The sequence below is a fragment of the Burkholderia sp. FL-7-2-10-S1-D7 genome, from assembly GCF_001524185.1.
Lineage (GTDB): Bacteria > Pseudomonadota > Gammaproteobacteria > Burkholderiales > Burkholderiaceae > Burkholderia > Burkholderia diffusa.
Genome location: NZ_LOWY01000008.1, coordinates 115,344 through 132,743, shown reverse-complemented (window position 1 = coordinate 132,743; position 17,400 = coordinate 115,344). Strand labels below are relative to the sequence as shown.

The 17,400-nt window shown below is 66.1% G+C and carries 19 protein-coding genes and 1 pseudogene; 15 read left to right on the top strand and 5 right to left on the bottom strand.

What is annotated here, in order from left to right; translation table 11 throughout:
- Positions 1–36 precede the first annotated feature (36 nt).
- The 5 genes from WS75_RS01640 (at position 37) to WS75_RS01625 (ending at position 3,565) form a co-directional block, all read left to right on the top strand.
- Positions 37–624 carry a phosphatase PAP2 family protein gene (locus WS75_RS01640; protein WP_059678862.1) on the top strand — a complete coding sequence of 196 codons (588 nt, stop codon included), beginning with the start codon at positions 37–39 and terminating at the stop codon, positions 622–624.
- 201 nt (positions 625–825) lie between these two features.
- Positions 826–1,044 carry a hypothetical protein gene (locus tag WS75_RS33225; RefSeq protein WP_156429686.1) on the top strand — a complete coding sequence of 73 codons (219 nt, stop codon included), beginning with the start codon at positions 826–828 and terminating at the stop codon, positions 1,042–1,044.
- Positions 1,045–1,055: 11 nt separating this feature from the next.
- Positions 1,056–1,844: an SDR family oxidoreductase gene (locus WS75_RS01635; RefSeq protein WP_059678861.1), complete on the top strand. Its 789-nt coding sequence runs from the start codon at positions 1,056–1,058 to the stop codon at positions 1,842–1,844.
- Between the two features lie 34 nt (positions 1,845–1,878).
- A complete protein-coding gene (locus tag WS75_RS01630) occupies positions 1,879–2,895 on the top strand; it encodes an NADP-dependent oxidoreductase (RefSeq protein WP_059678860.1) in 1,017 nt (338 codons plus the stop codon).
- A 166-nt stretch (positions 2,896–3,061) separates the two neighbouring features.
- Complete coding sequence (locus tag WS75_RS01625; RefSeq protein WP_082729463.1) at positions 3,062–3,565, top strand: thioesterase; 504 nt, start codon at positions 3,062–3,064, stop codon at positions 3,563–3,565.
- 9 nt (positions 3,566–3,574) lie between these two features.
- On the opposite strand, the gene WS75_RS01620 is transcribed toward WS75_RS01625, so the two are convergent.
- The 3 genes from WS75_RS01620 to WS75_RS01610 form a co-directional block, all read right to left on the bottom strand.
- Positions 3,575–4,627, bottom strand: coding sequence for an AI-2E family transporter (locus tag WS75_RS01620; protein ID WP_059678859.1), 1,053 nt, complete (start codon positions 4,625–4,627; stop codon positions 3,575–3,577).
- A 231-nt stretch (positions 4,628–4,858) separates the two neighbouring features.
- Positions 4,859–5,443, bottom strand: coding sequence for a BPSL1445 family SYLF domain-containing lipoprotein (locus tag WS75_RS01615; protein ID WP_059678858.1), 585 nt, complete (start codon positions 5,441–5,443; stop codon positions 4,859–4,861).
- Between the two features lie 52 nt (positions 5,444–5,495).
- The gene (locus WS75_RS01610) at positions 5,496–5,882 is read right to left on the bottom strand and encodes a DUF883 family protein (RefSeq protein ID WP_059678857.1); all 387 of its coding nucleotides are present in this window, start codon (positions 5,880–5,882) and stop codon (positions 5,496–5,498) included.
- Here WS75_RS01610 and WS75_RS33220 point away from each other — a divergent pair.
- Positions 5,881–6,090, top strand: coding sequence for a hypothetical protein (locus tag WS75_RS33220; RefSeq protein ID WP_156429685.1), 210 nt, complete (start codon positions 5,881–5,883; stop codon positions 6,088–6,090). The two genes, WS75_RS01610 and WS75_RS33220, sit on opposite strands and share 2 nt — an antisense overlap.
- A 142-nt stretch (positions 6,091–6,232) precedes the next feature.
- Here the strand turns inward: WS75_RS33220 and WS75_RS31320 are convergent.
- Positions 6,233–6,542, bottom strand: a pseudogene (locus WS75_RS31320) (ExeM/NucH family extracellular endonuclease); the annotation flags it as partial.
- A 253-nt stretch (positions 6,543–6,795) separates the two neighbouring features.
- Between WS75_RS31320 and WS75_RS01600 the strand changes: the two are divergent.
- From WS75_RS01600 to WS75_RS01565, 8 genes are all read left to right on the top strand, one after another.
- Positions 6,796–7,149 carry a YciI family protein gene (locus WS75_RS01600; protein ID WP_059678855.1) on the top strand — a complete coding sequence of 118 codons (354 nt, stop codon included), beginning with the start codon at positions 6,796–6,798 and terminating at the stop codon, positions 7,147–7,149.
- Positions 7,150–7,273: 124 nt separating this feature from the next.
- Entirely contained in the window at positions 7,274–7,693 is a 420-nt protein-coding gene (locus WS75_RS01595) for a YciI family protein (protein WP_059466553.1), read from the top strand.
- A gap of 35 nt (positions 7,694–7,728) precedes the next feature.
- Positions 7,729–8,145: a VOC family protein gene (locus WS75_RS01590; protein WP_059678854.1), complete on the top strand. Its 417-nt coding sequence runs from the start codon at positions 7,729–7,731 to the stop codon at positions 8,143–8,145.
- Positions 8,142–9,410, top strand: coding sequence for an RNA polymerase sigma factor (locus tag WS75_RS01585; protein ID WP_059678853.1), 1,269 nt, complete (start codon positions 8,142–8,144; stop codon positions 9,408–9,410). The genes WS75_RS01590 and WS75_RS01585 overlap by 4 nt, the downstream gene beginning before the upstream one ends.
- 291 nt (positions 9,411–9,701) lie before the next feature.
- Positions 9,702–10,124 (top strand): rubrerythrin family protein, encoded by a 423-nt coding sequence (locus WS75_RS01580; RefSeq protein ID WP_059466550.1) that lies wholly within the window; start codon positions 9,702–9,704, stop codon positions 10,122–10,124.
- A 123-nt stretch (positions 10,125–10,247) separates the two neighbouring features.
- Entirely contained in the window at positions 10,248–11,585 is a 1,338-nt protein-coding gene (locus tag WS75_RS01575; RefSeq protein ID WP_059678924.1) for a heterodisulfide reductase-related iron-sulfur binding cluster, read from the top strand.
- 44 nt (positions 11,586–11,629) lie between these two features.
- Positions 11,630–12,211, top strand: coding sequence for a DUF3501 family protein (locus WS75_RS01570; RefSeq protein WP_059678852.1), 582 nt, complete (start codon positions 11,630–11,632; stop codon positions 12,209–12,211).
- 731 nt (positions 12,212–12,942) lie between these two features.
- Positions 12,943–13,884, top strand: coding sequence for a transposase (locus tag WS75_RS01565; RefSeq protein WP_059678851.1), 942 nt, complete (start codon positions 12,943–12,945; stop codon positions 13,882–13,884).
- Between the two features lie 123 nt (positions 13,885–14,007).
- Here WS75_RS01565 and WS75_RS01560 read toward each other — a convergent pair whose 3' ends face one another.
- Positions 14,008–15,534 (bottom strand): mannose-1-phosphate guanylyltransferase/mannose-6-phosphate isomerase, encoded by a 1,527-nt coding sequence (locus WS75_RS01560; RefSeq protein ID WP_059678850.1) that lies wholly within the window; start codon positions 15,532–15,534, stop codon positions 14,008–14,010.
- Between the two features lie 427 nt (positions 15,535–15,961).
- On the opposite strand from WS75_RS01560, the gene WS75_RS01555 reads away from it, so the two are divergent.
- Positions 15,962–17,335, top strand: a complete 1,374-nt coding sequence (locus WS75_RS01555) for an undecaprenyl-phosphate glucose phosphotransferase (protein ID WP_059678923.1) — start codon at positions 15,962–15,964, stop codon at positions 17,333–17,335.
- Positions 17,336–17,400 lie beyond the last annotated feature (65 nt).

The window sequence follows — 17,400 nt, the reverse complement described above, 5'->3', positions numbered from 1 at the left end:
TAAACTGCGCGTTTTGCCAGCCGTTCGACGTCCGTTATGTGGAGTGAAATCAGCAACATCGGCGACGCCGCGCTGACCCTGCCGGTCGCGCTGACCTGCGCGGTCTGGCTCGCCCTGTCCGACTGGCGGCTCGCCGTGCGCTGGATCGTGCTGCTCGCGGCCGGCATGAGCCTGGTCGGGGCGACCAAGATTCTCTACGCGGGCTGCGGTGTCGAAATCCCGCAGTTCGACTTCCGCGTGATCAGCGGCCATACGATGCTGTCGACGTCCGTGTGGACCGTCGCGTTGTCGATGCTGTGGCAGGCCTTCCGTGCCGGCAAGGTGCCGGGGGTGGCGGCGGGCCTCGCAGTCGGCGCGGTGACGGCCGTCGCGCGCGTGTTCGACCATTCGCACACGATTCCTGAAGTCGTCGTCGGCTGGCTGCTCGGCGCGCTGGTCGCGCTGGTGTTCCTGCGGACCTACGACCGGGCGCACAAGCGCTCGGTCTCGCCGCGCATCGCAGCCGTCTGCCTGCTCCTCGTGTCCGGCATCGCGTACGGGAATCGCGCACCGTTCCAGCAGATGATCGATACGCATTCCCCGCAGTTCTGCGCATTCATGCGCACGTCCGGCAACGGGGCCTGATGGCCGTTCTTTCCGGGGCGTCAGTGCCCCGGTGTCACGGTGTCAGGTGAGGTGGTCTCCCGCGGTGGCGGCCCCTGCGACGCTCATCCCGTTCTTTCCTCGTCATTGTCAAAATCCGGCGTTCTGCCGTCATTGAATCGATATTCGCGGTGATCCGGCGCGCTCGACAGGCTCGTCCCGTCGCCCGGCGATACGCAGGTCATGAACCACGTCTATGACCGGGCATTACGAATATTCATTTCATCGATCGCCGGCAATCGCGTACGCTGGCGTTCGTTCGATCGTGGCCGCAGCGGCGGCTTGCCCGATTTGTCCGGCGCGGTGCGGCCGGCTCGCTATACTCGCGCAAACCATGCGGCGGTCGGCCGGCGCACGGCAACCGCCGTCGCTGCACCGGTCCGCCTCGACGATTCACGATAGGAGCAGGTCCCATGACAGTCGTTTCCCCGCGCCTCGCAGGCAAGTGCGCGTACATCACTGGCGCCGCCGGTGGCCTTGGCCGCGCGATCGCGCGCCGGATGGTCGAGCAGGGCGCGCGCGTGTTCCTGACCGACATCGCCGACGCGGCGGTGCTCGACGCGTTCGCGCATGAACTCAACGCGGGGCACGCAGCGCCGGTGGCGTTCGCGGCCACGCAGGACGTGCGCGACGAGGCGCGCTGGCAGGCGCTGCTCGCGCAGGCGAACGAGGCGATGGGCGGGGTGTCGGTGCTCGTCAACAATGCCGGCGTCGGGTCGATCGGCGCGCCCGCGCAGATCCAGCTCGACGAATGGCGGCGCGTGATGGCGATCAACGTCGAGAGCATCGTGCTCGGCTGCAAGCATGCGCTGCCGTACCTGGGCGCAAGCCACCCGGCGTCGATCATCAACATCTCGTCGGTGGCCGCGTTCAAGGTCGAGCCGGATTTCACCGCGTACAACGCGTCGAAAGCGGCGGTCGCGTCGCTGACGAAGTCGGTCGCGATCGACTGCGCGCGCCGCGAGCTCGACGTGCGCTGCAACTCGATTCACCCGGCATTCATTCGCACGGGCATCGTCGAGCCGCTGTTCCAGTCGCTCGGCGAACGCGATGCGACGCGCAAGCTCGCACGCGGCATTCCACTGCGCCGGCTCGGCGATCCGGACGACGTCGCGCATGCGGCCGTCTATCTGGCATCCGACGAAAGCCGCTTCGTGACGGCCGCCGAACTCTTGATCGACGGCGGCATGTGCGCGGTCTGACGCGCATCGACGACAACAACCGGAGGAGGACATCATGTCGACACCCGTGAACCGCCAGCTGCTTCTGAAGACGCGCCCGGAAGGGCGGGTCGGCCGCGAACACTTTTCGCTCGTCGAAACACCGGTGCCGGCGCTCGCCGACGGCGAAGTGCTCGTGCGTGTGCTGTATCTGTCGATGGATCCGACCAACCGCGTATGGATGAGCGACGTGCCGCAATACCTGCCGCCCGTCGCGATCGGCGAAGTGATGCGCGCGCTCGGCATCGGGCGCGTGGTCGCGTCGCGCCATGCGGGTTTCGCGCAAGGCGATCTCGTCCAGGGGCTGGTCGGCTGGCAGGACTATGCGGTCGTGCCGGCCGACCAGGCCGCGCAGCTCGTGAAGCTGCCCGCGCAGTCGGGTCTGCCGCTGCCGACGCTGCTCGGCGCGTGCGGGATGAGCGGCCTGACCGCGTATTACGGGCTGACCGACATCGCGCCGGTGCAGCCGGGCGAGACGCTCGTCGTGTCGGCGGCGGCCGGCTCGGTCGGTTCGATCGCCGGCCAGATCGGCAAGATCCACGGCGCGCGCGTGGTGGGGATCGCCGGCGGCGCGGACAAGTGCCGCTACCTGACCGAGACGCTCGGCTTCGACGTGGCCGTCGACTACAAGGCCGACGATTTTCGTCAGCAGCTGAAGGCAGCGACGCCGGACGGCGTGCACGTGAACTTCGAGAACGTCGGCGGCGAGGTGATGCGCGCGGTGCTGTCGCGGATGGTGATCGGCGGGCGCGTGGCGCTGTGCGGCGTGATTTCGAACTACAACAGCGGCCGCGCAGCGGACGACGTCGGCGTGCTGATCTCGAAGCGGATCACGATGCGCGGCTTCCTGATCCTCGACTACCGCAAGAGCCGCGAAGCCGTGCAGACGCTCGCCGGATGGCTGCGCGACGGGCGGCTCAAGGCCGAGGAAACCGTCGCCGACGGGCTCGAGAATGCGCCCGACGTGCTGAATCGCCTGTTCGACGGCGACCATCGCGGCAAGCTCGTGCTGCGCGTCGATCCGGACGCATGAGCTGCCGCGCTCGCGCGGGTTGAGTCCGCTCAGTCCGGCATCAATTTAGGACGTATCCCATATATTGTTCCGGCCGCTCTCCTTAAAGTAATTGCCAGCAAACGGCGGCGTGACATGCGCGTCACGCCGCCGTTTTTCATTTGCACGGCAAAACGGGAGGCGAAACATGCAAACGAAGACGGGGCAGGCCGCACCGGCGGCGGTGCGCGCTCGAACGAAGCGGCGCATCGATGCCAGGCTGCGGATCGTCGCAGCCGGGTTCGCCATTGCGTTCGCGATGTCGGGCGCGGGTGCGGCCGAGCAGGTGCACGCGAATGGCATCGTGCGATTCAGCGGTGCGCTCGTCGATCTGTACGACGTGAGATTCGATGCGCCGTCGATCGGGGCGTCAAGCAGCGCGACCACGGCGACACTGCGGTTCGATGCGCATGGCCGGCGCCTGCCCGGCGCGCATGTGGCGCTCGTGGAACTCGATGGCCAGCCGCTTTCGCGGCCCGCGGGAGCGGAGGTTCGCGCGACATGGCGCGATGCGCGCGACGATCGAATCGTGCCGCTGGATTCCGGGCACGCGCATCGTGTCGGCCCGTATGGCGGCGTGCTGACGGTCGCGGGGCCGGACATGGAAACGGGCGCCGTGGCGCCCGTCGTGATCAGGATTCGACATCCGTGACGCGTTGCGTCATTCGCCCTGTTCGGCTCGCGCGTAAATATCCCAGCTCGCCATGAACAGCGCGGCGACGAGCGGCCCGATCACGAAGCCGTTGATGCCGAACAGCGCCATCCCGCCGAGCGTCGAGATCAGCACGACCCAGTCGGGCATCTTCGTGTCCTTGCCGACGAGGATCGGGCGCAGCAGGTTGTCGACGAGGCCGATCACGCCGACGCAGAACGCGACGAGGATCACGCATTTCCAGATCGCGCCGATCGCGAGGAAGTAGAGCGCGGCGGGCACCCACACGAGGCTCGCGCCGATCGCCGGCAGCAGCGACAGGAACGCCATCAGCGCGCCCCACAGCACGACGCCCTCGATCCCGAGGATCCAGAAAATCAGGCCGCCGAGCGCGCCCTGCACGAGCGCGACCGCGATGTTGCCCTTCACGGTTGCGCGTACCACCGTCGTGAACTTCGCGAGCAACAGGTTCTTGTGCTCTTCGTCGAGCGGCATCGCGCGGCGCACGCGGCGGCCGATCTCGCCGCCGTCGCGCAGCAGGAAGAACACCATGTACAGCATCACGCCGAAGCTGACGACGAACTGGAACGTGTTCTGGCCGATGCTGAGCGCCTGGGTTGCCGCGAACTGGCTGATCTGCGCGGCACCGTCGGTCAGCTTCTTCTGGATGCCGGGGATGTTGGTCAGCCCGTATTTCTGCAGCAGGTTCTGAATCGACGTCGGCAGCGCGTGAATGATGTCATGGAAGTACTGCGAATAATTCGGTTGCGCGCTCTTCAGCTCCTGGTACACGTACGCGATTTCCTGCACGAGCGTCGCCGCGACGAACACGAGCGGCAGGATCACGATCAGGATGATCAGCGACATCGTCACGAGCGCGGCGAGGTTCCGCCGCTTGCCGAAGCGCGCGGCAAGCCAGCGCTGCACCGGCTGGAACAGGATCGCGAGAATGGTGCCCCAGAAGACGGCGCCGGAGAACGGCGCGAGTATCCAGCACAGTCCGACGGTGACCGCGAACAGCAGGAAATAGAAGAATTTTTGGTGATCGTGTCCGCTTTCCATGGATGGTTCGCGCAGATTGATGCCTCGTTTGATTGAATCTCGTTGCCCCGGGCGCGATCGGCTCGCGAACGTCACGGGTTCGCGGTGAAGCGCGCGCAGGGCGGCCCGATCGGCAGTATGCCCGCAAAGGTGCCGCCATCATAGCCGCCGTGCGCGGCGTACGCGAAAACGCCGCGACCGGAGTCGCGGCGTTGCCGGGAAGCAAATCGGCCCTGGGGCCGTGTCGACGCGTCAGATGTGGAGCCGGGTGACCTTGGTGCCGTTGACCGACAGGTCGCCCATCAGGCCCGCGTTGGTCAGGATAAGCACCTCGACTGGAGCGGTGGCCGTATTGGAGTCGACCGCACCGTTCGCGCCGACCTTCACGACCGCGACGGAGGCGTCGGCGCCGGCCGACCAGCCTTCGGACTTGCGGAACGAGTCGAGCGCATCCTGCGTCATGAACAGGAACACGATGGCCTTCGATTGCGCGCCGGCCTGCAGGCCCACCGACAGCGACGACGTGTTGTAGTAGCCGACGGTGCTGCCGCCGACACGCAGCGCACCGTTGCCGGACTGGCCGCCGACGATGAAGCCGGCCTGCAGCACGTTCGGGAACACGAGCACGCCGCGCGATTTCGCAACGAGCTCACGCGAGCCCGGCACCGTCGAATAGAGGCGCGACAGCGTCGCGTTCACGCTCGCGTCGATCGACTCGCGTTTCGACGCGCTGGCCGATGCGTTGTCGGGTTTGTCGGGCGTGGTGGTGCAACCGGCAAGGGCGAGACTGCCGAGCATGACGGCGGCGGCGGCTTTCAGGGCGAGAGACTTCTGCATGGCGTTTCTCCTTCGTTGTCGGGTTGAGGGCGGACGGGGCGGCCGGCCCCGTTCAACGGCGGGCAAGCAGCAGGCCCGCGACGAACGCGAGGCCCGCGACGACACCCGCGGTCTGCCATGGATTTTCGTGCACGGCTTGCGACACGCGCTCGGCGGATTCGCGCAGCCGGGCGGCCGCCGTGCCCGACGCGTAGTCGAGCGAGCTGCGCGCTTCGTCGAGCCGTGACTGCACGCGCTTGCGCAGCGCGGCGATATCGCCGTCGCCGTCGTTCTTCAGCAGGTCTTCGAGTTCATCGACCAGCCCGCGCAGATCGTCCGACACGTCCGCATGCAGATCGCGGGCGGCCGAGCGCGCCGAGCGTCCCACGCGCCGGCCGGTACGGCGGATATCGGACAGGCCGCGGTCCAGCTTGTGTTCGATCGAGTCAGTGAGCGCCATGATGTTTATCCTCCTTGGATTTGATTTGCAGGCCGGACTTGCAGGCCAATTTGAAGATAAGACCAATCCCAGCAACCAATGTGATTCACATCAGCCAATTGAGTTTCGAGACAAATTTTCAATTCGTCGGCAAGTTTCCCGGGAAGCCCCGCGCGACGGGGCGCGGCGGCGGTTGAAAAAATTTCGCGCATCGGGCGAAACGCCGTAGCGAGCCGCTGCGCGACATGAAAGTCCGGTAAATATGGCGTCGCGCGATGCGTCAGGTAAATAGTGCCGTTGCATCTGCCGAACCCATGCAATTGCACTAGTCGTCCGTTTCTCCATGGAGCAGGGTTTGTGCCCGCGACGGCTCAGGCGGCGCTGTCGTCCAGCGCCAGGTCGATGACGACTGCATCGTGGTCCGACGAGCGACAGGCGTCGGGTGCGTAACAGGCGGCCCGTTGCGCCGGGGTTTTGTAATCGGGCACGGATTGCAGCGCGATCGGCGCCTCGGCGTCGATGTGCCAGGCATGCACGGCCTTCCCGCGCGGCGAGCGGCGACGTGGCGAGTGCGTGGCCGAGGTTGCCCGCTTCACCGCGGAATCGATGGCTGTATCCGGCGGTGCCGGCGAAGCGGGCGACGAGGTTCGTGTAGCCGCGCGATTCGAGCGCGCGCAGCGGGAAGGACGCGCGAGGCGGCGAGCATGAGCGGCGGCAGGCATGACAAGGAGCGCTCCACGGGAAGAAAATTCGAAGGTTCCGGCAAGCATCCTGACGGCAACATCGCGTGTCGTGATCGAATTGGCCATCAGGCCAGTGCCGAACGGCCAACGATGACGGCAGCGCCGGCCAAGGCTGCTACGCTTCGCATCTGACACGTCGTTCCGGCCTGCGATCCAAACGCTTCCGCGCACGGCCCCCACAGGAGAATTCCATGTCCTACATGCTGTTGATCGTCGAACCGACCGGCCAGCGCGCCGAACGCACGCTCGAAGACGGGCAGGCGCTGTACGCGCGAATGGTCGATTTCGCGGAGACGCTGAAAGCGCGTGGCGTGCTGCGCGGCGTCGAGTCGCTGGAGCGCTCCGAACGCGCGACGCGCGTGCAGGTGTGCGAAGGCGAGACGCGCCTCGTCGACGGCCCGTTTGCCGAGGCGAAGGAAATGGTCGGCGGCTTCTTCATCGTCGACGTCGACACGCGCGACGAAGCGATCGAGATTGCGCGCCAGTGTCCGGCCGCGCAATGGTGCACGGTCGAAGTGCGCGCGGTCGGCCCGTGCTTCCTGTGACCGCTGCGTCTCAGTATTTACCCTGATTCGTCGCGCGGCACGTCGATCCGACGGTCTGCCGCCCGTCGCCCGTATAAGGCGCCGATGAGCGGACGCCCTTTTCACCGATGACAAGGAGTGAGCGATGCGATTCATGATCATGATCCGGGCGAACGCCGTCAGCGAATCCGATGCGTTGCCGGACAACCGGCTGGTCGAGGCGATGACGGTCTACCACGAGGAACTGGCCAGGGCCGGCGTGCTGCTCGATGCGAACGGCTTGCGGCCGAGCGCGCGCGGCTGGCGTGTGCGGTACACCGGCGGCAAGGGCACGGTAGTCGACGGCCCGTTCGCGGAGACGAAGGAATTGATTGCCGGCTACACGTTGATCCAGGTGCGCTCGCGCGACGAGGCGCTCGAATGGACGCGCCGGTTTCCCGCGCCGTTCGGTGCTGAAATGGACTGCGAGATCGAGGTGCGGCCGTTGTTCGAGCTCGACGACCTCACACCGAGCGATGCGGTCGAGCGGTTTCGCGATCTCCACGTCGGCCGCACCCACGCCTGATTCTGCGCGAATCCAATCTCACCGGAGCATCCGTCATGCACAAGATGGTTTTCATCAACTTGCCCGTGGCCGACCTGCCGCGCTCGAAGACGTTCTACCAGGCACTCGGCTTCGAGGTCGTGCCCGCCTATACCAACGAACAGGCCGCCTGCATCAAGATCAGCGACACGATTTTCGCGATGCTGCTCGTGCGGCCGTTTTTCCAGACCTTCACCGGCAAGACCATCGTCGATCCGGCGACGCAGGTGCAGGTGCTGTCGTGCCTGTCGTGCGACAGCCGCGCCGAAGTCGACGCGATCGTCGCGAAGGCGCTCGCGGCCGGCGGGTCCGCGCCGCAGGCGCCGCGCGAGTATCCGAACATGTACGGCCACGGATTCGACGATCCGGACGGTCACGCATGGGAGCTGATGGCCATGCCGCTGGATGCGTCCGCCCAGGAGCAGGCGTCGTGACGCTTGAGGCGACTCACCGTGCGATCGAAGCGGTCTGGCGGATCGAGGCGCCGAAGATCATTGCCCGCGCCGCGCGCGTGGTGCGCGACGTCGGCGTGGCCGAGGAGCTCGCGCAGGACACGCTCGTCGCGGCGCTCGAGCACTGGCCCGTCGACGGTGTGCCCGACAACCCGGCCGCGTGGCTGATGACGGCCGTGAAGCGGCGCGCGCTCGACCGGGTCCGGCAGGAGTCGCTGCATGCGGCGAAGCGCGACCAGCTCGGGCACGAAATGGACGCGCTCGAAGCGCATGTCGTCCCCGACATCGCGGACGCACTCGCCGATGCGAGCGCCGACGATATCGGCGACGACCTGCTGCGGCTGATCTTCACGTCGTGCCATCCGGTGCTGTCGACCGATGCGCGCGTTGCGCTGACGTTGCGGCTGCTCGGCGGGTTGACCACGAGCGAGATCGCGCGCGCGTTCCTGTCGCCCGAGCCGACGATCGCGCAGCGCATCGTGCGCGCGAAGCGCACGCTCGCTGCGGCGCGCGTGCCGTTCGAGGTACCGGCCGCCGATGCGCGGCCCGCGCGGCTCGCGTCGGTGCTCGAAGTGATCTATCTGGTGTTCAACGAAGGCCATGCGGCGACCGCGGGCGACGACTGGACGCGCCCGGCGCTGTGCGACGAGGCGCTGCGTCTCGGCCGTGTGCTGGCGGGGCTCGTGCCGGACGAAAGTGAAGTGCTCGGGCTCGTCGCGCTGATGGAACTGCAGGCGTCGCGCATGCACGCGCGGACCGATGCGCAGGGGCGGCCCGTGCTGCTGCTCGACCAGGACCGCAGCCGCTGGGATCCGCTGCTGATCCGGCGCGGCCTCGCCGCGCTCGAGCGGGCGACGAAGCTCGGGGGCATGCGTGGCCCGTATGCGCTGCAGGCCGCGCTGGCGGCGTGCCATGCGCGCGCGCGGCACGCGTCGGAAACGGACTGGGCGCAAATCGTCGCGCTGTACGACGCGCTTGCCGAAGTCGCGCCGTCGCCGGTCGTCGAGCTGAACCGCGCGGTGGCGGTGGGGATGGCGTTCGGGCCGGCCGCGGCACTGGAAATCGTCGACGTGCTGCGCGACGATCCGGCGCTCGCCCGCTATCACTGGCTGCCGAGCGTGCGCGGCGACCTGCTCGCGAAGCTCGGCCGCGCCGACGAAGCGAAGGTCGAGTTCCGTCGTGCGGCGGAGTTGACCCGGAACGAACGCGAAAGGGAATTGCTGCTGAAGCGTGCGACGGACGCGTGACGCATGACGCGCGACGCCGGTGCGGGTGCACCGGGCGTCGCGCCGGAAGCCCGGAAGCCCGCAAGCCGAATCTGGAGCGAAACGCCGACCCATCCGGCGACGCGCCCGCCAACTTGTCCCTTATTCCCGCCCTCCGCTATCGCGCGGATTGAAAAAGCCTATTGGGGGATGCGAACGCCAGCGCCTAGATTAAAAGGCACGAAGCGTGCGCGTTCGGCATACGCTTCGTGCCCCACATACATCATCGGCCAGGCTTCGCACGCGGCCGCGCCGGCTCGAACGGAGGCACACATGGCTCAACTCAAGGGCAGCAAGACCGAAGAGAATCTGAAGGCCGCATTCGCGGGCGAATCGCAAGCGAACCGGCGCTATCTGTATTTCGCTTCGAAGGCCGACGTCGAAGGCCAGAACGACGTCGCCGCGCTGTTCCGCTCGACTGCCGAAGGCGAAACGGGCCACGCGCACGGCCACCTCGAATATCTGGAGGCCGTTGGCGATCCGGCGACGGGGCTGCCGTTCGGCTCGTCGCGGCTGAACCTCGAATCGGCGATCGCCGGCGAGACGCACGAATACACCGACATGTATCCGGGCATGGCGAAGACGGCGCGCGACGAAGGCTTCGACGAAATCGCGAACTGGTTCGAGACGCTCGCGAAGGCGGAACGCAGCCACGCCAACCGCTACACGAAGGCGCTCGACGCACTCGTCGACTGACGCGGGTCCGGCAGCAAGGCAGCACGGCCCGGCCGGACATCCTGCGGCCGGCCGTGCGTCGATCGCTGCCCGCATCACGCGGGCGGCGAGCCCGCGCGCATGCGCGCCACGCTGGAGCGCCCCATGCCACACAAGGAAGGCAGTCTCGAAGCCCCGACGCGGCATCCGCTCGACTGGCAGTCCGAAGCGTTCTACGACCAGGCCGCGATCGATGCGGAAATGACGCGCGTGTTCGACATCTGCGCCGGGTGCCGGCGCTGCGTGTCGTTGTGCGGCGCGTTTCCCACGCTGTTCGATCTCGTCGACGAAACGCCGATGGGCGACATCGAGGAAGTGCCGAAGGACGCGTTCGGCAAGGTCGTCGATCAGTGCTATCTGTGCGACCTCTGCTACATGACGAAATGCCCGTACGTGCCGCCGCACGCATGGAACGTCGACTTCCCGCACCTGATGCTGCGCGGCAAGGCAGCGCGCTACAAGCGCGGGGAGGCGCCGCTGCGCGACAAGGTGCTGTCGAACACCGACGCGCTCGGCCATTTCGCGGGTATTCCGATCGTCACGCAGACGGTGAACGCGGTGAATCGCACGCCGCCCGCGCGTCGCGCGCTCGAAGCGGCGCTCGGCGTCGATCGCAACGCATGGCTGCCGGAGTTCGCGCCGCGCAAGTTTCGGCGTGCCGCGAAGCGCTCGGACGGCCTGCCGGTACGTGACGGCGAGCGCACGCCCGGCAAGGTCGCGATCTACGCGACGTGCTACGTGAACTTCAACGAGCCGGGAATCGGCCACGACCTGCTCGCGATCCTCGCGCACAACGAGATCCCGTACGAACTCGTCACGCGCGAAGCGTGCTGCGGGATGCCGCTCCTCGAGCAGGGCAACCTGGCGGGCGTCGCCGCGAAGAAGGCTGTGAACATTCCGGTGCTGGAGCGTTATGCGCGCGAAGGCTATGCGCTGATCGGCGCCATCCCGAGCTGCGTGCTGATGTACAAAAGCGAACTGCCGCTGATGTTTCCCGGCGACGACGCCGTGCGCGCGGTGGCCGATGCATTCTGGGATCCGTTCGAATACGTGATCGCGCGGCATCGCGACGGTTTGCTCAAGACCGACTTCAAGCAGGGCCTCGGCACCGTGTCGTATCACGTGCCGTGCCACGCGCGTGTGCAGAACATCGGCCGCAAGACGGCCGACACGCTGTCGCTCGTGCCCGATACGCGCGTGAACGTCGTCGAGCGCTGCTCGGGGCATGCGGGCACGTTCGGCGTGAAAAAGGCCTTCCATGCGGACGCGATGCGGATCGGTGCGCCGGTGTTCAAGGCGATGGCCGAGCCGAAGCCGGATGTCGTGTCGTCGGACTGCGCGCTCGCCGGGCATCACATCATGCAGGGCATCGACGAGAACGGGTTGCCCGCCGCGCCGCTCGCGCATCCGCTGACGCTTCTGCGCCGCGCGTACGGTATCTGAACCGGCCGCGCCACGAAGACATCGACGCTATCCAAGGACACGCCATGACGCTGACCCGCGACTCGCTGCTGACGCTCGAAGCGTACGCGAAGATCCGCAAGACCGAACACGCGCGGCTCGTCGCGTACAAGCGCCGCCGCGCGGTGGCGCTGGGCAACCATCTGCGCCTGCTGTTCGAGGACGAGACCACGATCCGCTACCAGATCCAGGAAATGCTGCACATCGAGAAGATCTTCGACGAGGCCGGCATCGAGGGTGAACTGGAAGCCTATCTGCCGCTCGTGCCCGACGGCACCAACCTGAAGGCAACGCTGCAGATCGAATACGAGCACGAGGCCGAACGGCGGGCGGCGCTCGCGCGGCTGATCGGCGTCGAGGATCGCGTGTACCTGCGGGTCGACGGGCACCCCGACGTCTATGCGATCGCCGACGAGGATCTCGACCGCGACAACGCGGAGAAGACCTCGGCCGTGCATTTCGTACGCTTCGAACTGGGCGAGGCGATGCGCGCGGCGCTCAAGGGCGGCGCGACGCTGTCGATCGGCTGCGATCACCCGGCCTACACGGTGCCGCCGCAACGGGTGGACGCGGACGTCGCCGCGTCGCTGGCCGGCGATCTGCGCTGATGCGTGCGGCCGTGCGCCGCTTTCCATATCGCGCGGATTCCCCATCCTCCCGACCCGCAACGCGGCGCCCGATCGTTGCGCGCGCCGCTGTCGGCTGTCTGCTATGCCAAGGATGTAACAGACGCGTCGACACTTGCATGCCGGGAAACAATGTGCATCGGCCTGCGATCGTTTTCACCACTCGCAGAGAAACAATAAAAAGATTGTGCACGGGGAAATTAAGCTCAATGGACTTTGAACGATTTACCGATCCGTGAATATCTTGTTACGAATTTTTCCCTGATTTACCGATTTTCCGGGGAAATTCCAGGAATGGTTTCCGACAAGGGTCGGAACAAGTCTGGTGGCCTGCCGGACGTCCGCATCCGCACCCCGCAAAGCCCCGCCAGACGGGGCTTCCCAGCGCCTCGCATAACGATCGCGTAAAAAAATTCAAGCGTAAATTGATTGCGCATCCATGGCAGGTTGTTTCAGTGCGTAACATTAAGTCATTGTCATATTGAGATAAACCCTGAGGATGGTATGCTTCGTGCACAAAAATTCCCACATTGGAGTGAGACCGTAGTTTGTGCGCCATTGCCGTGAATGGCGGCACCGTGAAAGTGCGGTGTCGCACCGGCATGCACAACGACCGGATAACCATAATGTGCAACCGGGCCGCCCCGTGACGCGATGCGTGACGACGGCGCCGACAATCGCAGCCCCGGCCTGGCTGCGTGGAGAAATCGACTATGTTCTTCGATGAGCTTAACGATGAAGAGTGGTTTCGACTTTCAACGCTGATCGCCGATGAACCCATTCGGCTGAACCGTCGAGGCCGTCCGCGAGCCGAACCGCGCGTTGTCGCCAACGCGGTTCTCTGGATCCTGACGACCGGTGAAGCGTGGTCCAAACTGCCCGGGCGCTATCCGTCCGGGCCGACGTGCCGCCGCCGCTACGAGGAGTGGCTCGCGAACGGCACGCTGCTGCAGATGATCGACGTGCTGACCCAGTTCAGCGGGCGCACGTTCGCGTACGTGCCGCCGCCGCCGGCGCCGGCCGCACCGGCATGCCGCGCGGAGCCCGTGCCCGACAACGACCGTCTGCGCGGCGTGTTCTGGCAGAACCCCGAGTCGTGGCAACTGCCGGTCGCTCAGGCAAACGTTTGGGAGCGCGAGGGCGCGACGCTGACCGCGATGCCGAACGCCGCCGCCGACACGTCGCGCGGTGCGTCGTTCGCGGTGCCCGGCGCGCAGCCCGCAGGGCTGCGTCACGGGCGTCCGTCCGCCGCGAGCTTCGCCGCGGCCGAGCCGCAAGTCGACGAATACCGTGGCTATACGATCTGCGGCAGCGCGCAACCGGTGCAGAACCTGATGTACCGCGCGTGGGCCGAGATCACGCAGGACGACCGGCGCGTCGAGCGCTCGGGCCTGATCGGCCCGCGCTTCACCGATGCCGAGGAAGCGGAGCAGTACGCGCTCGACTGGGCGCGTCAGTGGATCGATCGCCACGGGGCGAGCGACGAACCGGTGCGTGCGCCGCAAAGCGAGGTGCTGGCCGGCCTGTCCGAGCTGGCACGTGCCGAGTCGGACATCCAGCGCTTCATCGCCGAGCGTCGTGCGGGCACGTTGTCCGAGAGCCGCAACGATCCCGTGCAGGCGGACCGCCGCGAATACGCGTATCGCGTAGGTTGATCGTCGTCCGAACGAAAACGCGCGGGTCGTCGTCCGTCACGACGCCCGCGCGTTTTTTTTTGTCTTCGGCATGTCTGCGGTGCCGGGCGCACCGTCGAGACGGCGCGCCCGGCAGGCGTGGCATCACTGGCGGCCGTAGGTATCGTCGAAGCGGACGATGTCGTCCTCGCCGAGATACGCGCCAGACTGCACTTCGATCAGCTCGAGCGGCATCTTGCCCGGGTTCTCGAGACGGTGCGACACGCCGAGCGGGATGTACGTCGATTCGTTTTCCGACAGCAGGAAGGTTTCGTCGCCGCGCGTGATGCGCGCGGTGCCGCGCACGACGATCCAGTGTTCGGCGCGGTGATGGTGCATCTGCAGTGACAGTCGTGCGCCCGGCTTCACGACGATGCGTTTCACCTGGAAGCGCTCGCCCATGTCGACCGAGTCGTAATGACCCCACGGGCGATGGACCTTGCGGTGATCGGTCGCTTCCGCGCCGCGTTCGGCCTTGATGCGCCCGACGATCTTCTTCACGTCCTGCACGCAGGATTTGTCGGCGACGAGCACGGCGTCGGGCGTTTCGACGACGACGAGATTGCGCGTGCCGACACACGCGACGAGCCGGTGTTCCGAATGCGCGAAAGTCGATTCGGCGTTTTCGAACAGCACGTGGCCGCGGCCGACGTTCTCGGCTTCGTCCTTCGGCAGGATCTGCCAGATCGCGTCCCACGAACCGACGTCCGACCAACCCGCGTCGAGCGGCACGACGACGCCTTCGCACAGCTGCGGCAGGTTCACGAGCCGCTCCATCACCGCGTAGTCGATCGAGTTCGACGGCGATGCGGCGAACGCGTCGCGGTCGACGCGGAAGAAGTCGCCGTCGTCCTTGCCGCGTGCGACGGCCTGCTCGCACGCCGCGAGGATCTCGGGTTCGAGCTGGCGGATCGCGTTCAGCCACACCGACGCGCGCACGATGAAGATCCCGCTGTTCCACCAGTATTCACCGGATGCGACGTACTGCTGAGCGAGTTCGAGATGCGGCTTCTCGACGAAGCGCTCGAGACGGCGCACGTCGAGGTTGCCGGTCGCGGCGTCGCCGAGCGGCGCGCCGACGCGGATGTAGCCGTAGCCCGTTTCGGCACGGCCCGGCACGATGCCCATCGTCGCGATCTTGCCCTGGGCGGCGCAGTGCACGCCGGCCGCGACGGCCGCATGAAAGCGCGGCTGGTCGGCCACCGCGTGGTCGGCCGGCATCACGGTCATCACGGCATCGCCGCCGCCGGCGACGATCCGCAGCGCGGCGAGCGTCAGCGCGGGCGCGGTGTCGCGGCCGAGCGGCTCGAGCATGATCGATGCACGCTTGCCGGTCAGGCGCAGTTGCTCGGCGGTCGTGAAGCGGTGATCCTCACCGCACACGATCAGCACGTCGTCGTTCAGCGGATGACCGGTCGCGAGGCCGTCGAGCCTCAGCGCGGTGGATTGCAGCAGCGAATGATCGCCGAGCAGGCCGATCAGTTGTTTCGGATAGTGTTCGCGCGACATCGGCCACAGACGCGTGCCCGAACCGCCTGCAAGGATCACCGGCTGCACCGCGACCCGCGTCGCGGTGTCGGTTGCGGCGGAAGAAGAAGGGCGCGTATCGGCTGCCACGGCCGGAGCATTCATGATGACACTCTCCTCGATTGAAGTCAGTGCCTGTTTGTAGCATGAAGTAAATCGACAATAAAACCGGGCGATTTGCGCGATATTCGGCGCGCACGTGTCAGGTAAATTTTTCGTCGATAGCATGCGATGCAAATAAAAAAAATAAAAAATAATTCGACGAATCGGGCTGGATCCAAGTCCCGCAAAGGGTTCGCGGGAACCGTAAAGTTCTCGAAAAAATCCCGATTCGCGATCGATTCGGGAAAACGTGCCGATTTAATTCGGAAATGTCGCGGCAAGAATTTCCGATTATTTTTCGAAATACTTGAGCGCTTGAGGAGCGATTTTCTTGTCGCTTCAATAGCGTCATGCAACGTTTGAATCGAAGGTGCGGCACGGGCTGCACGAGGCGCTGTTCGGCAAACGCCTGTTCAAAGAGGAAGCGGACATGTTGAGCGTGCTGGCGAGAGTCATCGATATCGCGATGGTCGTGTTGGGGGCGTTGATCGCCGCCGCGCTGCACGGCGGCAGCATCTGGCTCAACGACCTGCAGCGCACGACGGTGCTGTTCGACTGCCTGCTGGTCGTCGTGTTCTTTCCGGCCATCGGCATTTACCAGTCGTGGCGCGGCAAGCGTCTCGTCGGTCTGGTGGGGCGCGTCGCGTTCGCGTGGCTGGTGGTCGAACTCGCGGGCATCCTGATGAGCTTCAGCTTCCACCAGTCGGGCGACCTGTCGCGACTGTGGCTCGGTTACTGGGCGCTCGTGACGATGGCGCTGCTCGTCGGCTCCAAGGCTTGCGTGCACGTCGTGCTCCGGCAACTGCGCCGCGGCGGCTACAACCTGAAGGCGGTGGCGATCGTCGGCGGCACGCCGGCGGCGCGGCGGCTGATTGCACAGATGCGGGCGCGTCCGGAAGCAGGCTTCAACCCGGTATGCGTGTACGACGAAAGCGAAGCGCCGGGCGAAGTCGCGCTCGACGACGTGCGCATCGAGCGGCAGTTCGAATCGCTGGTGTGGCTGGTGCGCAGCCGCGCGATCAGCGAGCTGTGGCTCACGCTGCCGATCACGGAGGAGCGCCGGATTCACCAGATCGTGACGGTGTTCCGCCACGACTTCGTGAATATCCGCTTCATTCCGGACGTGCGCACGCTGTCGTTCTTCAACCAGGAAGTGGTCGAGGTGCTCGGCGTGCCGGCGATCAACCTCGCGGCGTCGCCGATCACCGACGTGCGGATCCTGCCGAAGTTCGTGTTCGACCGGCTGTTCGCGCTGGCGGCGCTCACGGCGCTCGCGCCGGTGATGCTGCTGATCGCATGTCTGATCAAGCTCACGTCGCGCGGGCCGGTGTTCTTCCGCCAGAAGCGCAAGGGCATCGACGGCCACGAGTTCGAGATCTACAAGTTCCGCTCGATGAAGGTGCATCAGGAAGTCGCGGGACAGGTGACGCAGGCCACCAAGAACGACACGCGCGTGACGCCGGTCGGCCGCTTCCTGCGCCGCACGAGCCTCGACGAACTGCCGCAGTTCATCAACGTGCTGAAGGGCGAGATGTCGGTCGTCGGCCCGCGCCCTCACGCGCTCGCCCACGACGACATCTACAAGGATCTGGTGAAGGGCTACATGTTCCGCTACCGGATCAAACCGGGCATCACCGGGTGGGCGCAGATCAACGGCTTTCGCGGCGAGACCGACCAGATCGAGAAGATGATGGGACGCGTGAAGCTCGATCTGTACTACATGCAGAACTGGTCGTTCTGGCTCGACATCAAGATCGTCGTGCTGACGCTCTGGAAAGGCTTCACCGGCAGCAACGCTTACTGACGCGGTTTCGTCCCGCGCAGACACTCCGGTTTCACGAATTTCGAATCATTGGTCACGAGGTCCGA

Excerpts from the sequence above, each read along its gene's own strand:
- WS75_RS01640 (WP_059678862.1), top strand. The coding sequence starts at position 37 with ATGTGGAGTGAAATCAGCAACATCGGCGACGCCGCGCTGACCCTGCCG.
- WS75_RS33225 (WP_156429686.1), top strand. The coding sequence starts at position 826 with ATGAACCACGTCTATGACCGGGCATTACGAATATTCATTTCATCGATC.
- WS75_RS01635 (WP_059678861.1), top strand. The coding sequence starts at position 1,056 with ATGACAGTCGTTTCCCCGCGCCTCGCAGGCAAGTGCGCGTACATCACT.
- WS75_RS01630 (WP_059678860.1), top strand. The coding sequence starts at position 1,879 with ATGTCGACACCCGTGAACCGCCAGCTGCTTCTGAAGACGCGCCCGGAA.
- WS75_RS01625 (WP_082729463.1), top strand. The coding sequence starts at position 3,062 with ATGCAAACGAAGACGGGGCAGGCCGCACCGGCGGCGGTGCGCGCTCGA.
- WS75_RS01620 (WP_059678859.1), bottom strand. The coding sequence starts at position 4,627 with ATGGAAAGCGGACACGATCACCAAAAATTCTTCTATTTCCTGCTGTTC.
- WS75_RS01615 (WP_059678858.1), bottom strand. The coding sequence starts at position 5,443 with ATGCAGAAGTCTCTCGCCCTGAAAGCCGCCGCCGCCGTCATGCTCGGC.
- WS75_RS33220 (WP_156429685.1), top strand. The coding sequence starts at position 5,881 with ATGATGTTTATCCTCCTTGGATTTGATTTGCAGGCCGGACTTGCAGGC.
- WS75_RS01610 (WP_059678857.1), bottom strand. The coding sequence starts at position 5,882 with ATGGCGCTCACTGACTCGATCGAACACAAGCTGGACCGCGGCCTGTCC.
- WS75_RS01600 (WP_059678855.1), top strand. The coding sequence starts at position 6,796 with ATGTCCTACATGCTGTTGATCGTCGAACCGACCGGCCAGCGCGCCGAA.
- WS75_RS01595 (WP_059466553.1), top strand. The coding sequence starts at position 7,274 with ATGCGATTCATGATCATGATCCGGGCGAACGCCGTCAGCGAATCCGAT.
- WS75_RS01590 (WP_059678854.1), top strand. The coding sequence starts at position 7,729 with ATGCACAAGATGGTTTTCATCAACTTGCCCGTGGCCGACCTGCCGCGC.
- WS75_RS01580 (WP_059466550.1), top strand. The coding sequence starts at position 9,702 with ATGGCTCAACTCAAGGGCAGCAAGACCGAAGAGAATCTGAAGGCCGCA.
- WS75_RS01575 (WP_059678924.1), top strand. The coding sequence starts at position 10,248 with ATGCCACACAAGGAAGGCAGTCTCGAAGCCCCGACGCGGCATCCGCTC.
- WS75_RS01570 (WP_059678852.1), top strand. The coding sequence starts at position 11,630 with ATGACGCTGACCCGCGACTCGCTGCTGACGCTCGAAGCGTACGCGAAG.
- WS75_RS01565 (WP_059678851.1), top strand. The coding sequence starts at position 12,943 with ATGTTCTTCGATGAGCTTAACGATGAAGAGTGGTTTCGACTTTCAACG.
- WS75_RS01560 (WP_059678850.1), bottom strand. The coding sequence starts at position 15,534 with ATGAATGCTCCGGCCGTGGCAGCCGATACGCGCCCTTCTTCTTCCGCC.
- WS75_RS01555 (WP_059678923.1), top strand. The coding sequence starts at position 15,962 with ATGTTGAGCGTGCTGGCGAGAGTCATCGATATCGCGATGGTCGTGTTG.